11 protein-coding genes are annotated in these 15,281 nt (G+C 67.5%); 7 read left to right on the top strand and 4 right to left on the bottom strand.

Features of this window, described 5'->3' with window-relative positions; genetic code table 11:
* Positions 1–2: 2 nt before the first annotated feature.
* Both B9Y64_RS13260 and B9Y64_RS13255 read right to left on the bottom strand, forming a co-directional pair.
* Positions 3–479 carry a SixA phosphatase family protein gene (locus tag B9Y64_RS13260; protein WP_100441111.1) on the bottom strand — a complete coding sequence of 159 codons (477 nt, stop codon included), beginning with the start codon at positions 477–479 and terminating at the stop codon, positions 3–5.
* A 38-nt stretch (positions 480–517) separates the two neighbouring features.
* The gene (locus tag B9Y64_RS13255; protein WP_100441110.1) at positions 518–1,147 is read right to left on the bottom strand and encodes a ParA family protein; all 630 of its coding nucleotides are present in this window, start codon (positions 1,145–1,147) and stop codon (positions 518–520) included.
* A gap of 123 nt (positions 1,148–1,270) precedes the next feature.
* On the opposite strand from B9Y64_RS13255, the gene B9Y64_RS13250 reads away from it, so the two are divergent.
* The gene (locus B9Y64_RS13250; RefSeq protein ID WP_100441109.1) at positions 1,271–2,755 is read left to right on the top strand and encodes an AAA family ATPase; all 1,485 of its coding nucleotides are present in this window, start codon (positions 1,271–1,273) and stop codon (positions 2,753–2,755) included.
* A 259-nt stretch (positions 2,756–3,014) separates the two neighbouring features.
* On the opposite strand, the gene B9Y64_RS13245 is transcribed toward B9Y64_RS13250, so the two are convergent.
* Entirely contained in the window at positions 3,015–3,650 is a 636-nt protein-coding gene (locus B9Y64_RS13245) for a tetratricopeptide repeat protein (protein ID WP_100441108.1), read from the bottom strand.
* 169 nt (positions 3,651–3,819) lie between these two features.
* Between B9Y64_RS13245 and B9Y64_RS13240 the strand changes: the two genes are divergently transcribed.
* Positions 3,820–7,506, top strand: a complete 3,687-nt coding sequence (locus tag B9Y64_RS13240) for an indolepyruvate ferredoxin oxidoreductase family protein (protein WP_100441107.1) — start codon at positions 3,820–3,822, stop codon at positions 7,504–7,506.
* 45 nt (positions 7,507–7,551) lie between these two features.
* Here B9Y64_RS13240 and B9Y64_RS13235 read toward each other — a convergent pair whose 3' ends face one another.
* Complete coding sequence (locus tag B9Y64_RS13235) at positions 7,552–8,166, bottom strand: DUF938 domain-containing protein (protein ID WP_100441106.1); 615 nt, start codon at positions 8,164–8,166, stop codon at positions 7,552–7,554.
* 754 nt (positions 8,167–8,920) lie between these two features.
* Between B9Y64_RS13235 and B9Y64_RS13230 the strand changes: the two genes are divergently transcribed.
* From B9Y64_RS13230 to B9Y64_RS13210, 5 genes are read left to right on the top strand one after another with little or no spacing between them, the layout of a single operon-like run.
* Positions 8,921–10,552 (top strand): TldD/PmbA family protein, encoded by a 1,632-nt coding sequence (locus tag B9Y64_RS13230; protein ID WP_162292375.1) that lies wholly within the window; start codon positions 8,921–8,923, stop codon positions 10,550–10,552.
* 30 nt (positions 10,553–10,582) lie between these two features.
* Entirely contained in the window at positions 10,583–12,217 is a 1,635-nt protein-coding gene (locus B9Y64_RS13225; RefSeq protein ID WP_100441105.1) for a TldD/PmbA family protein, read from the top strand.
* A gap of 21 nt (positions 12,218–12,238) precedes the next feature.
* Positions 12,239–13,573, top strand: a complete 1,335-nt coding sequence (locus tag B9Y64_RS13220; RefSeq protein WP_100441104.1) for a TldD/PmbA family protein — start codon at positions 12,239–12,241, stop codon at positions 13,571–13,573.
* Positions 13,573–14,280 (top strand): DUF4159 domain-containing protein, encoded by a 708-nt coding sequence (locus B9Y64_RS13215; protein WP_100441103.1) that lies wholly within the window; start codon positions 13,573–13,575, stop codon positions 14,278–14,280. Before B9Y64_RS13220 ends, B9Y64_RS13215 begins: the two co-directional genes overlap by 1 nt.
* Before the next feature lie 16 nt (positions 14,281–14,296).
* The gene (locus B9Y64_RS13210; protein WP_100441102.1) at positions 14,297–15,280 is read left to right on the top strand and encodes an AAA family ATPase; all 984 of its coding nucleotides are present in this window, start codon (positions 14,297–14,299) and stop codon (positions 15,278–15,280) included.
* Position 15,281: the final 1 nt, after the last annotated feature.

The following is a 15,281-nucleotide window of genomic DNA, read 5'->3' as shown; positions in this document are numbered from 1 at the left end:
GATCACGGCCACCAGAACGCGTTCAGGCTGGCCACGCCCGGTTCGATCGCGGCCTCGCGCGGGAAGCCGAGGACGGCCACACCGCCCGGCGGCATGCCGCGATAGTCACTGCTGGTGCCGTCGGTCATCAGGGCCACCAGCTGCTCCAGGCCCGGGTTGTGGCCGACGATCAGCACCCGGTCCAGGTCGCGACGCTCGTCCACCAGCGCCGCCAGGGTGCCCGGGGTGGCTTCGTAGATGCGGTCTTCCAGGCGCTTTTCGACATAGCCGATGGCCGTCATCACCGCTTCCAGGGTCTCGCGGGTACGTCGCGACGGCGAGCACATCACGCAGTCGGGCAACAGGTTGTTTTCCTTCAACCACTTGCCGGCGGCTTCGGCTTCGGCCAGCCCTACCGGCGACAGCGGCCGGTCGAGGTCGGCCTGGCCGGAAACGGCCGGTTCGGCATGGGCATGGCGCAGCAGGATCAATTCACGCATCGCGGGGTTCCATGAAAAGAGGGTGGAGACGTGCAGCGTTACAGCTTCAACCAGGACAGCAGCGGCTCCCAGTCGGCCTGGTGCTCGCGCACCTGGGCCGAGCGGTAGTCGAACAGGCTGCGGCCCAGGCCGGTCATGACCACATAGCTCTGGCTGTCACGCAGCTGCGCGACCACCGGGTACGGCCATTCGGCCAGCATCTGCAGCGCCTGCTGCGAGGTCTGGGTCCAGGGTTTGGTGCGGTTGAGGACCAGCCCCACCGGCAGCTTGCGGCTGTGCACGCGCGGGTTCTGGGCCAGGCTGTTGAGGAAGCCGACGATGGCTTCGATATCCAGGGCCGAGGGCAGCACCGGCACCACCACGGCGTCGGCCGCGTCCAGGAAATGGGGGATATCGTCGGCCAGCGCACCGGCCGGTGCATCGATGATGACGGTATCGGTACCGTCCGGCAGCTTCTGCGCCCACTGCTTCCTGCGATACACGTCGATGGGGAGCACCGCGCTTTCCAGCCCGGCACGCCGTTGTGCCCAGCGGGTGCTGGAGCCCTGCGGGTCGGCATCGGCGATCACCGTGGCCTTGCCCTGCAATGCCGCGTACGCGGCCAGGTGGGTGGCGACGGTGGTCTTGCCCACCCCGCCCTTGGAACCGGCCACCAGGATCGTCTTCATGCCAGCCTCGCTTCCGGGTACGTGCCCCGAGCGTACACCGGCGGTGGTGACGGGAGGTAGCGCCGTGCTGAACCAGTGGCCATCGCCTTTGCTATCGTGGCGCCCCCGAAGGATCGAACCGGCATGAGCGAACTGCAGGACCTGAGCGCACTGATCCGCGCCAATACCCCCCTGATCGTGATCGAGACCCAGGATGAGGGTCGCATCGTCGAGCTGTTCCGGCAGACGCTGATGCATGTGTGGCGGGCCCTGCACCGCTGGTCCATCACCGAGGGCCTGCGCCGCATCGACCTGGACCGCGAGGACCCGCCGGTCGGGCCGCCCGATGCCAGCGCCGCGCTGCAGATGATCCGCCAGGCCGATCAGCGTGGTGTCTACCTGCTGCTCGATTTCCACCCCTACCTGGGCTATGCCAGCCACCAGCGCGCGCTGCGCGACCTGATCCAGCGCCGCCACAGCGAACCCCATGTGCTGGTGCTGATCGGCGCCAAGGTCGAGTTGCCGGCCGAGCTGGAAGCACTGGCGGTGCGCTTCAACCCGCGCCTGCCCGATGCCAATGCCCTGCTGAAGATGCTGCGCGAGGAGGCCGACGCCTATGCGCGCGAGCACGGCGGCCGCCGCGTCGAGGTCGACAGCGAGGCGGTGAAGAAGATCCTGAAGAACCTGCAGGGCCTGAGCCTGGTCGATGCCCGCCGCATCGCCCGCCAGCTGATCTACGCCGACGGCGCGCTGCGCGACGACGACCTGCCGCAGCTGGCACGGCTGAAGTTCGAGCTGCTCAACCGCAGCGGCCATCTGTTCTTCGAGCATGACAGTGCGCGCTTCGGCGACGTGGCCGGTGCCAACCGGCTCAAGCGCTGGATCAGCCAGCGCCGGGTGGCCTTCATCGCCGGCTCGGCACCGGCCGGGCTGGACCCGCCGCGCGGCATGTTGCTGCTGGGCGTGCAGGGCTGCGGCAAATCGATGCTGGCCAAGGCCACCGCCGCCGGCTTCGGCGTGCCACTGCTGCGCCTGGACGTCGGCGCGCTGTACAACAAGTACCACGGCGAGACCGAGGCCAACCTGCGCCAGGCACTGGCCTCGGCCGAGCAGCTGGCGCCCTGCGTGCTGTGGATGGACGAGATCGAGAAAGGCCTGGCCAGTGGTGGCGAGGACGGTGGCGTGTCACGCCGCGTACTCGGCTACCTGCTGACCTGGATGGCCGAGCGCAAGGCGCCGGTCTTCATCGTCGCCACCGCCAATCAGGTGCACGAGCTGCCGGCCGAGCTGCTGCGCAAGGGCCGTTTCGACGAGATCTTCTTCGTCGACCTGCCCAGCCCGGAGGTGCGCGTGGAACTGCTGCGGCTGCACCTGGGACGGCGCCAGCTCAATGGTGACGACTTCGCGCTGCCGGCGCTGGCGGCGGCGGCGAATGGTTTCTCCGGCGCGGAGATCGAGCAGGCGATCGTGGCCGGGCTGTACGCGGCGCACGCCGAAGGCAGGCCGCTGGATACCGAGCTGCTGATGAACGAGATCCGTGCGACGCGGCCGCTGTCGGTGCTGATGGCCGAGCAGGTCGAGGCCCTGCGGACGTGGGCATCGGGGCGGACGGTTTCCGCGGACGATTGAGGTTCCTGCGAACGGCGCGGACTCTCGTGGATGGTCGCTGAAAGCAACAGCCACGGCTGGCCGGGCGGGGTCAGATCCGTTTTCCTGCGGAATACGGATCTGACCCCAGATTGATTTCGATCTCTGACAGATGTGTCGACCAAGGTCGACACCCACCCACACCGCCCCCTTCAGTAAATCTGCTGTTGCTGTTGCTGTTGCAGTTGCTTCGGCCGTTGCCTCTGCGGGCGCCGGGTGCAACCCGGCCTGCCCCCTTCCCTCAGGGCCAGGCCGGCGGGGCGGCCGCCCAGGCCTGCTGCACTTCCGCCAGCGAGGCGCGCTCGTCGTCACGCCACAACGGCAACAACTGCGCATAGCGGCTGCTGTCGCTCCATTGCGTCGGCTCGGTCCGCACCGCTGCGGCATACCACTGCACCGCCTCCTGCTTCTGCCCAGCTCTCCACAGCGCCAGCGCATAGGTGGGCGGCAACCAGCCCGGCTTGCTCAGCGAACCACCGGCGGCAGCCTGCCATTGCTCCAGGGCGGCCTCGGCCTGGCCCTGCCGCAGCAGGTCCCAGCCGTAATTCCAGCGCACGCCGCGGCCCAGGCTGCCCTGCACCGGCGCATCCTTCAGCGCTTCGCGATACAGCTGTTCACCCAGTTCGGTACGGCCCTGGGCAATGGCCACCGACGCCAGCTGCACGGTGGCCTCCACGGTCCGCCGGCCGCGCTCGCGCTGTTTGAGCAGCTGCGCCACCAGCGCATCGCCCTCGGACTGGACCACGACCATCGGCACTGCGGCCGCATCGCTGTCGAAGTAGAACTCCTGTGGTGCCGGCACCGCCGGCGCGGCCCACACGGGGGCCGTTCCCGAGACCAGCAACATGCTGCCCAGGATCTTTCCTGCAACTGACATCCCTTCTCCCCAGGCCGCAACCGCAGCCTCCCTCTCTCTCCCCGATCCTAACCGCAGCAAGGCCGCCGGCGCGAGTGCCGGGGCGGCCGGGCCTCGCTGCTACAATTCGCGCCTTTCCCGCCGCGTGCCCGCACGCGGCCGGTGCCAGCCGATCCTGACCGGGCCAGCCATGACCAGTACCGCGCAACTCACTTCGCCCTCTTCCGCCGATCTGATCGACCGTGACTACACGCTCGACCACAAGTACACCCGCAACGAGGGGCGGATCTACCTGAGTGGCGTGCAGGCGCTGGTGAAGCTGCCGCTGATGCAGCGGCTGCGCGACGCGCACGCAGGCATCGACAGCGCGGGCTTTGTCAGCGGCTACCGTGGCAGCCCGCTGGGTGGTTTCGACCTGGAGCTGTGGCGGGCGCGCAAGCACCTGGACGCGGCCAGGGTGAAGTTCACCCCCGGCCTGAACGAGGACCTGGGCGCCACCATGGTGTGGGGCACCCAGCAGACCAACCTGTTCCCCGGCGCCAACGTGCAGGGCGTGTTCGGCATGTGGTACGGCAAGGGCCCGGGCGTGGACCGCTGCGGCGACGTGTTCAAGCACGCCAATGCCGCCGGCACCTCGCGCCATGGCGGCGTGCTGGCGCTGGCCGCCGATGACCATGCCTGCCGCAGCTCAACCTTGCCGCATGGCAGCGAGGACGAATTCGTCAGCGCGATGATGCCGGTACTGAATCCGGCCGGCGTGCAGGACATCCTCGACATGGGCCTGCTGGGCTGGGCGATGAGCCGCTATACCGGCCGCTGGGTCGGCTTCAAGACGATCGCCGAGACGGTCGAATCGTCGGCCTCAGTCGAGGTCGACCCGATGGCGCGCCGCATCGTGCTGCCGGAAGACTTCGAGATGCCGGCGGGCGGTCTCAACATCCGCTGGCCGGACCCGCCGCTGGACCAGGAAATGCGCCTGCACCGCTATGCGGTGAAGGCCGCACAGGCGTTCGCCCGCGCCAACGGCATCGACAAGGTGGTAATGGACGCGCCGCGCGCGCGGCTGGGCATCGTCACCACCGGCAAGAGCTACCTGGACGTGCTGCAGGCGCTGGAATACCTGGGCCTGGATGAAGCAGCGTGCGCCGACATCGGCATCCGCGTGTACAAGGTCGGCATGACCTGGCCGCTGGAGCCGCAGGGCATCGCCCGCTTCGCGCAGGGCCTGGAAGACATCATCGTGGTGGAGGAAAAGCGTGCCTTCATCGAGCGCCAGATGAAGGAACAGTTCTTCAACTGGCCGGCCAGCTGGGGCCAGCGGCCGTCCATCGTCGGCAAGTACGACGAGAGCGGCGAGTGGATCCTGCCGTCCACCGGTGAACTGACTCCGGCCACCATCGCCGGCGTGATCGGTCGCCGCATCCAGAAGTTCTTCAACAACGAATCGATCGAGCAGCGCCTGCAGTGGATGCAGGAAAAGGAAGCCGAGCTTGCGTTGCCGCGCGCCAGCTTCCCGCGCGTGCCGCATTACTGCTCGGGTTGCCCGCACAACACGTCCACCAACGTACCGGAAGGCTCGCGTGCGCTGGCCGGCATCGGTTGCCATTACATGGTGACCTGGATGGACCGCAGCACCGACACCTTCACCCACATGGGCGGTGAAGGCGTGACCTGGGCCGGGCAGGCGCCGTTCACCGATACCCCGCACGTGTTCCAGAACCTCGGCGACGGTACCTACTTCCACAGCGGCTCGCTGGCGATCCGCCAGGCGGTCGCTGCCGGCGTCAACATCACCTACAAGATCCTCTACAACGACGCGGTGGCGATGACCGGCGGCCAGCCGGTGGACGGCCCGCTGAGCGTGCCGGACATCGCAAGGCAGATGCGCGCCGAAGGCATCCACACCATCGTGGTGCTGTCGGACAACATCGGCAAGTGGACCGGCCAGCGCGAGCACTTCCCCAGCGACGTCGAGTTCCACGACCGCAGCGAACTGGATGAAGTGCAGAAGCGCCTGCGCGAAGTGAAGGGTGTTTCGATCCTGATCTACGAGCAGACCTGCGCCACCGAGAAGCGCCGCCGCCGCAAGCGCGGCAAGCTGGAAGATCCGCAGAAGCGGGTGCTGATCAACTCGCTGGTCTGCGAAGGCTGTGGCGACTGCGGCAAGAAGAGCTTCTGCGTGTCGGTGCTGCCGAAGGAAACCGAGTTCGGGCGCAAGCGCGAGATCGACCAGTCCAACTGCAACAAGGACTATTCCTGCGTGAACGGCTTCTGCCCGAGCTTCGTCACCGTGCACGGTGGCCAGCCGCGCAAGGGCAGCAAGCGCGATGCGTCCACGCTGCTGGACAACCTGCCGGCACCGACCCTCCGCGGCACCCTGGAGCAGCCCTGGAACATCCTGATCACCGGCGTCGGCGGTACCGGCGTGGTGACCATCGGTGCGCTGCTGGGCATGGCCGGCCACCTGGAAGGCAAGGGCGCGACCGTGCTCGACCAGACCGGCCTGGCGCAGAAGGGCGGCGCGGTGACCACGCACATCCGCATTGCCCGTCGCCCCGAAGACATCCACGCCGTGCGCATCGCCGCCGGTGAGGCCGACCTGGTGCTGGGCTGCGACATGGTGGTGGTCAATGATTACTGGGCCCTGTCGAAGGTGCGCGCCGGCCGTTCGCAGGTGGTGCTGAACACCTATGAGGCGATGCCGGGCACCTTCACCACGCGCCCGGACATGCAGTTCCCCGCCGCCGATATCGTGGCCGGTGTGCGCGTGGCGCTGGGCGGCCAGGAGCCGCTGCTGCTGGATGCCACCCAGCTGGCTACCGCGCTGCTGGGCGATGCCATCGCCGCCAACCTGTTCATCCTCGGCTACGCATGGCAGCAGGGCCTGGTGCCGCTGTCGTTCGACGCGCTGATGCGCGCGATCGAGCTCAACGGCGCCGCCGTGGCGATGAACCAGCAGGCCTTCGCCTGGGGCCGCCTGGCCGTGGTCGACCCGCAGGCCGTGCAGCAGGCCGCCGGCCTGGTGCGCAACCGCCACACCGATACCGAATCCACCCCGGGCCCGCTGCATCCGCTGCCGCCGGGCGAGTGGGAAGGCAACGAGTGGGGCGCCACCGCCGCACCGCGCAACACCGGCGACGAACGCGAACTGCGTGGCCTGCCCTCGCACGGTGGCGACGTCGCGTTCCTGCCGCTCGACGACGCGCGCCTGTCGCGCTCGCTGGATGAAATGATCGAACGCCGTGCCGCGTTCCTGGTCGAGTACCAGGACGCTGCCTACGCCAACCGCTACCGCAGCCTGGTCGAGCGCGTGCGCGCCGCCGAAGCCGAGCGCATCGGCGGCTCCACTGCACTGACCGAGACCGTGGCCCGCTACCTGTTCAAGCTGATGGCGTACAAGGACGAGTACGAAGTGGCCCGCCTGTACACCAGCGGCGACTTCCAGCGCCGCCTGCAGCAGCAGTTCGAGGGCGACTACCAGCTGCGCTTCCACCTGGCGCCGCCACTGTTCGCCCGGAAGGACGAACAGGGCCGGTTGCTGAAGAAGGAATACGGCCCGTGGATGTTCAAGGCGTTCGGGCTGCTGGCGAAGCTGAAGTTCCTGCGTGGCGGCCGCTTCGATGTGTTCGGCCGCACCGAAGAGCGCCGCATGGAACGCAAGCTGATCGGCGATTACGAGGCGACCGTGCAGGTGCTGCTGGACGGCCTGGATGACGACCGCCTGGCCCTGGCGGTGGAGATCGCCAGCGTGCCCGAGCACATCCGCGGCTTCGGCCACGTCAAGGAAGCGCATTTCGAGCAGGCCAAGGCACGGGAAGCCACCCTGCTGGCGCAGTGGCGCAACCCCAAGGCGCTGCATATCGTGCAGGTGGCCTGAGGCCGCCTGCGGTGATGCCGGCCGCTGGCCGGCACTACCGGTGGTTCAGCCCAGCCGCCACAGCAGCAGGCGGTTGTTGGCCGGCATTGCCACATCCCCGAGGCGCGTGAATCCGTTGTCGGCGGCCAGCGCCTGCACCGCTTCGCTGTCGCGGATGCCACTGCGCGGGTCGCGCGCCTTCAGCCAGGCATCGAACTGCGCATTGCTGTCGCTGGTGTAGCGGCCGCCGTAGTTGAACGGGCCGTACACTGCCAGCAGCGCACCATGGCGCAGCACCGGTGGCAGCGCGGCGAACATCGCCTGCACGTGCTCCCAGCCCATGATGTGCAGCGTGTTGGCGCTGAATGCGGCGTCGAACGTGCTGCCCTGCGGCAGGCTCAGGCCGGGCGCCGGTGGCAGTTCCACCTGCAGCGCCACCGGCGGCAGCAGGTTCAGCAGCGCAGCCTCCGCCCGCCAGGCCTCGATGCCGGGCAGATGGTCCGGATGGTCACTGGGCTGCCAGCGCAGCCAAGGCCAGCGCTCGGCGAAGAAGGCCGCGTGCTGGCCGGTGCCACTGCCGATCTCCAGCAGCCGGTGACGGTCGCCCATCCACGGATCGAGTGCGGTGGCGATCGGTTCGCGGTTGCGCTCGCAGGCTTCTGAATACGGCTTGCTCGACATCAGGACGGTATCCAGGCGGGGTCGCCCCCATTGTGCACGAGGGGGGGTTTTACTGAGCAGGGCTGCGCCCTGCACCTGCAGAAGCAACGGCAAAGGCCGAAGCAACGTCAAAAGCTGACTTCCTGTGGGATGGCGGGATGGGTCCGGTGGCAGGGGACGCCGTAAACCCATCCATGGGGGCTTGGTCGCGGCATCCATGCCGCTCACACCCCTGCCACCGGACCCACCCCGCCTTCGACAGTTTCCAGCGGTCTGCTGGAACGGCTCTTGGGGTCAGATCCGTTTTCCGCAGGAAAACGGATCTGACCCCTGATTCATTTCGATATCTGACAGATGTGTCGACCAAGGTCGACACCTACCAACAGCTGCGGGAATCTGTCAGAGGTGGGGCGGTGTGGGTGGGCAGGACCGTTGGCGCCATGGATGGCGCCATCGAGCCCCCAGGGGTGAGGGCGCTTTGCTTGCGAAGCACTGCTTCGCAAGCGCCCGAACGCACAGCCGCCAGCGGCTGGGCCGGACCGCGGAGCGGGGTTTACGGCGTGTCCTGCCCACCCACAGCGCCCCGCCATCCCACGGACAGCCCGCAGTTGCTGTTGCTTCCGCTCTGAGCAGGTGCAGGGCGCAGCCCTGCCGAAACCTCCCCGACCATGACTGCAGTCACTTGCCCGGACGCCCCGCGCTGGCGAAAGTCAGGCAGTTGACGTGATCGGCTCGGCCCGTTGCCGGCCGCACGCAAGCGAGAGAGAGAAACGCTGTGCAACGACGTGAGTTCCTGGCTTTTTCCGGTCTGGGCCTGGCAGGCCTGCTGCTGCCGCATTCCCGTGCCATCGCCGCCGAGCAACTGCTCGCCCCGGTCGACACCCTCCAGCGCAGGCGCCTGGCGGACGTGGCGCTGGCCACCGCACGCACGGCCAAGGCCAGTTACTGCGATGTGCGCATCGGTCGCTACCTCAACCAGTCGGTCATCACCCGCGAGCATCAGGTCGGCAATGTGACCAACCGCGAATCGTCCGGCGTGGGCGTTCGGGTGATCGTCAACGGTGCCTGGGGCTTCGCCGCCACCCATCAGCAGACCGAAGCCGCCGTGCGCGCTGCGGTCGAGCAGGCTGCGGCCATCGCCCGCGCCAACGCCGGCATCCAGACCCGGCCGGTGCAGCTGGCGCCGACGCCATCGGTCGGTGAGGTGCGCTGGCAGACCCCGGTCCGCAGGAACGCGATGGCGGTGCCGATCCAGGACAAGGTCGAGCTGCTGCTGGCACTCAATGCTGCCGCGCTGAATGCGGGCGCCGACTACATCAATTCCACCCTGTTCCTGGTCAACGAACAGAAATATTTCGCCTCCAGCGATGGCTCGTTCATCGACCAGGACATCCATCGCATCTGGCTGCCGTTCACCGCCACCGCCATCGACAAGGCCAGCGGCAAGTTCCGCACCCGCGCCGGCCTGTCCTCGCCGATGGGCATGGGCTATGAGTTCCTCGATGGCGATGCGCGCGGCAAGGTGCACCTGCCCGGTGGCATCACCGCCTACCGCGATTCCTACGACCCGGTCGAGGACGCCATTGCGGCCGCCCGCCACGCACGCGAGAAACTGAAGGCGCCGTCGGTGAAGCCGGGCAAGTACGACCTGGTGCTGGACCCGTCCAACCTGTTCCTGACCATCCACGAGAATGTCGGCCACCCGCTGGAGCTGGACCGCGTGCTCGGCTACGAAGCCAACTACGCCGGCACCAGCTTCGCCACGCTGGACAAGCGCGATGCCGGCTTCCGCTGGGGCAGCGACATCGTCACCTTCTTCGCCGACAAGACCCAGCCGGGCAGCCTCGGTGCCGTCGGCTACGACGACGAAGGCGTAAAGACCCAGCGCTGGGATCTGGTACGCGACGGCATCCTGGTCGATTACCAGGCTACCCGCGATGAAGCCCATATCCTTGGCCGCGATGCGTCGCATGGTTGCAGCTACGCCGATTCCTGGTCCAGCGTGCAGTTCCAGCGCATGGCCAATGTCTCGCTGGCACCGGGCCGCAAGCCCCTCAGCGTCGAGGACATGATCAAGGACGTGGAGAACGGCATCTACATCCACGGCCGGGGTTCGTACTCGATCGACCAGCAGCGCTACAACGCGCAGTTCGGTGGCCAGTTGTACTACCAGATCAAGGACGGAAAGATCGCCGGCATGGTCGAGGACGCGGCCTACCAGATCCGCACGCCGGAATTCTGGAACGCCTGCACCGCCATCTGCGATGAGCGCGACTTCCGCCTGGGCGGTTCGTTCTTCGACGGCAAGGGCCAGCCCGGCCAGGTCTCGGCGGTCTCGCATGGCTCGTCCACCACCCGCTTCAACGGCATCAACATCATCAACACCGCGCGCAGTCTCGGCGCTTGAGCCACCCATCCTTCGACATGGAGAGCAGCCTTGCAAAGACGTGACTTCCTGGCCCTGACCGGGCTTACCGCGGGCGGGCTGATCGTGCCCTCCTTCTTCGGCAAGGTGATCGCCGCCGAACAGCTGCAGTCCAGCCTCGATCCGGCGTTGAAGAAACGCCTGGCCGACGCTGCCCTGCAGGCTGCACGCAGTGCCGGCGCCACCTACTGCGACGTGCGCATCGGCCGCTACCTGCGGCAGTTCGTGATCACCCGCGAGGACAAGGTGCAGAACGTGGTCAACACCGAGTCCACCGGCGTGGGCATCCGCGTGATCGTCAACGGTGCCTGGGGCTTCGCCGCCACCAATGCGCTGGGCACCGCCGACGTGGCCAGGGCCGCGCAGCAGGCTGCGGCGATCGCCAAGGCCAACGCCGGCGTGCAGACCGCACCGGTGCAGCTGGCCAAGGCGCCGGGCGTCGGCGAGGTGAGCTGGCGTACACCGATCCGCAAGAACGCGATGGAGGTGCCGATCAAGGACAAGGTCGGCCTGCTGCTGGACGTCAACGCCGCAGCAATGGGCGCTGGTGCCAGCTTCGTCAACTCGATGCTGTTCCTGGTCAACGAGCAGAAGTACTTCGCCTCCACCGATGGTTCCTACATCGACCAGGACGTGCACCGCATCTGGGCACCGATGACGGTCACCGCCATCGACAAGTCCAGCGGCAAGTTCCGCACCCGCTCCGGCCTGTCCTCGCCGATGGGCCTGGGCTACGAGTACCTGGACGGCGCCGCCGCCGGCAAGGTGGTCAGCCCCAATGGCGTGGTCAACTACAGCTCTTCCTACGACATGAAGGAGGACGCCATCGCCGCGGCCAGGCAGGCGCAGGAGAAGCTGAAGGCTCCGTCGGTGAAGCCGGGCAAGTACGATCTGGTGCTCGACCCGTCGCACACCTGGCTGACCATCCACGAGTCGATCGGCCACCCGTTGGAACTGGATCGCGTGCTCGGCTACGAAGCCAACTACGCCGGCACCAGCTTCGCCACCCTGGACAAGCGCGAACAGCATTTCCAGTACGGCAGCGAGCTGGTCAACATCTTCGCCGACAAGACCCAGCCGGGCAGCCTCGGCGCAGTGGCGTACGACGATGAAGGCGTGAAGTGCAAGCGCTGGGACCTGATCAGCAACGGCAAGCTGGTGGACTATCAGACCATCCGCGACCAGGCCCACATCCTCGGCAAGACCGAGTCCGACGGCTGCTGCTATGCCGACTCGTGGTCCAGCGTGCAGTTCCAGCGCATGGCCAACGTGTCGATGGCGCCGGGCAGGAAGCCGCTGAGCGTGCCCGACCTGATCAAGGACGTGGAGAACGGCATCTACATCATCGGTGACGGCTCGTTCTCGATCGACCAGCAGCGCTACAACGCGCAGTTCGGCGGCCAGCTGTTCTACGAGATCAAGAACGGCCAGATCACCCGCATGCTGGAAGACGTGGCCTACCAGATCCGCACGCCGGAGTTCTGGAATGCCTGCACCGCCGTGGCCGACGAGCGCGACTACCGCCTGGGCGGTTCGTTCTTCGACGGCAAGGGCCAGCCCGGCCAGGTCTCGGCGGTCTCGCACGGCTCGTCCACCGCGCGCTTCAACGGCATCAACGTCATCAACACCGCACGCAGCCTCGGCTGATCGGTCAGGAGCCCTTACACCATGAGTATCTTCACCGAAGCCCAGGCCAAGGCCATCCTCGACAAGGTCATCGCCCTGTCCAAGGCCGACGAGTGCACCGCCGTGCTGGCCGGCGCGATCAGCGGCAACATCCGTTTCGCGCTGAACAATGTCTCCACCAGCGGCATCGTCGACAACACCGAGCTGGCGGTCACCGTCGCCTTCGGCAAGCGCGTCGGCACGGCGTCCATCAACGAGTTCGACGACGCCGCGCTGGAACGCGTGGTGCGCCGTGCCGAAGACCTGGCCCGCCTGGCCCCGGAGAACCCGGAGTTCATGCCAGCCATCGGCAAGCAGAGCTACCGCGCCAGCCCGACCTTCAGCGAATCCACCGCCGCGATCGACCCGGCCTTCCGCGCCAAGGTCGCCGCCGATTCGATCGCCCCGTGCCGTGGCCATGGCCTGATCGCCGCCGGCTTCCTCGAGGACGGCCAGGGTTTCCAGGCCACCGCCAACAGCAACGGCAACTTCGCCTACCAGCGCACCACCAACTTCGACTACACCTGCACCGTGCGCACTGAAGATGGCCGCGGTTCGGGCTGGGTCGGCCGCAACCTGAAGGACGCCGCCGACTTCAAGGCCGACCAGGACATCCGCATCGCCATGCGCAAGGCCACCGAATCGGCCGAAGCCAAGGCGCTGGAGCCGGGCAAATACACGGTGATCCTGGAGCCGGCAGCGGCGGCAGGCCTGATCAGCTTCATGATGAACTTCTTCAGCGCGCGCTCGGCCGATGAAGGGCGCAGCTTCCTGTCGAAGAAGGGCGGCGGCAACAAGCTGGGCGAGCAGGTCTACGACCCGCGCGTGACCATGATCGCCGACCCGTGGCACCCGGATGCGCCGGTGCTGCCGTGGGACAACGAAGGCATGCCGCGCGAGCGCATCGCCATCATCGAGAACGGCAAGATCGCCAACCTGGACTACTCGCGCTTCTGGGCGCAGAAGCAGGGCAAGACCGCCAAGGCCTCGCCGGGCAACCTGTTGATGAGCGGTGGCGACAAGAGCACGGCCGAGCTGGTGCGCGGCACCCAGAAGGGCATCCTGGTCACCCGCACCTGGTACATCCGCATGGTCGATCCGCAGACCGTGCTGCTGACCGGGCTGACCCGCGACGGCACGTTCTACATCGAGAACGGCCAGATCAAGCACCCGGTGAAGAACTTCCGCTTCAACGAGTCGCCGGTGATCATGCTCAACAACATCGAAGAACTGGGCAAGCCGGTGCGCGTGGCCGGTGATGAATCCAGCTACGTGATGATGATCCCGCCGATGAAGCTGCGCGATTTCACCTTCACCTCGCTGTCCGACGCCGTCTGATGGATCGCCGGGCCTGCCTGCGCTGGTTGGCCGCTGCCGCTTCGGCGGCGGCGCTGCCAGCCTGGGCGCAGGCAGGCCCGCGCAGTTCGCGCTACGACTTCTGGTTCACCCGCCTGCAGTACGACTCCGGTGACTGGGACGTGGACGCGCGCATGCCGTCCAACCTGATCACCTCGCTGATCGACTACACCTCGTTGCGCGTGGACCCGCAGGAACATGTGGTGGCGCTGGCCGACCCACGCATGCTGGAAGCGCCGTTCTGCTACCTGGCCGGGCACACGCTGGTGGAGTTCAATGCCGCCGAGCGGCAGAACTTCGTGCGCTACGTGCGCAATGGCGGCTTCGTCTTCGTCGACGACTGCAACCACGACATCGACGGCCTGTTCGCCACCTCGTTCGAAGCGCAGATGGGTCGCCTGTTCGGTCCGAAGGCCTTGCAGAAGCTGCCCAACAGCCACGCGCTGTACCGCAGTTTCTTCCGCTTCCCGGATGGCCCGCCTGCCACCAGCTTCGAGCTCAACGGCTGGGGCGACGACCTGGTTCACGACTACCTGAAGGGCATCGAGGTCGATGGCCGCCTGGGCGTGCTCTACAGCAACAAGGACTACGGCTGCGAGTGGGACTACGACTGGCGCAACAAGCGTTTCCTGGCCGAAGACAACACCCGCTTCGGCGTCAACATCGTGATGTACGCGTTGAACAATTGATAGGACCTGCACGCCCATGACCTCCCCCGACCTCGATTCCCTGCTGCCGCGCCTGGATGAGCTGCGCGCTGCGCTCGCACGCGCGGTGGTGGGCCAGCACACGGTGGTCGAACAACTGCTGATCGGCCTGCTGGCCGGCGGCCACTGCCTGCTGGAAGGCGCACCCGGGCTCGGCAAGACCCTGCTGGTGCGCTCGCTCGGCCAGGCGCTGGAGCTGCAGTTCCGCCGCGTGCAGTTCACCCCCGACCTGATGCCCAGCGACATCCTCGGCACCGAGCTGCTGGAGGAAGACCACGGCACCGGCCATCGCCATTTCCGCTTCCAGCAGGGCCCGATCTTCACCCACCTGCTGCTGGCCGACGAGCTCAACCGCACCCCGCCCAAGACCCAGGCCGCACTACTGGAAGCCATGCAGGAACGCACGGTCAGCTACGCCGGTACCACCTACGCGCTGCCCGCGCCGTTCTTCGTGCTGGCCACGCAGAACCCGATCGAGCAGGCCGGCACCTACCCGCTGCCGGAGGCACAGCTGGACCGCTTCCTGCTGCACGTGCTGGTGGATTACCCCAGCGAAGACGAGGAGCGGCAGATCCTGGAACAGACTACCGGCGGCGCCACCGACGCGGTGCCGAAGGTGATGGATGCCGACGCGGTGATCGCACTGCAGGCCGCAGTGCGCCAGGTGCATGTCAGCCCTGATGTGCTGGCCTGGATCACCCGCCTGGTACGCGCCAGCCGCCCCGGTGACGGCGCGCCGGCGGCGATCAACCAGTGGGTGAAGTGGGGCGCCGGCCCGCGCGCCGGGCAGTCGCTGGTGCTCGCGGCGAAGGCGCGCGCATTGCTGCGGGGCCGCTTCGCCGCCACCCGCGAGGATGTGCAGGCACTGGCCGCGCCGGTGATGCGCCATCGCCTGCTGCTGTCGTTCGCCGCCGAGGCCGAGCAGAAGCGTGCCGACGACGTAGTCGCCGCCCTGCTGCAGGCCGTGCCGTTCCCGCGTTGAG

It is taken from the genome of Stenotrophomonas maltophilia (genome assembly GCF_002799245.1).
Taxonomy (GTDB): Bacteria; Pseudomonadota; Gammaproteobacteria; order Xanthomonadales; family Xanthomonadaceae; genus Stenotrophomonas; species Stenotrophomonas maltophilia_S.
Note: the sequence above shows the minus strand (reverse complement) of the source record. Positions and strands in the feature narration are given on the sequence as shown.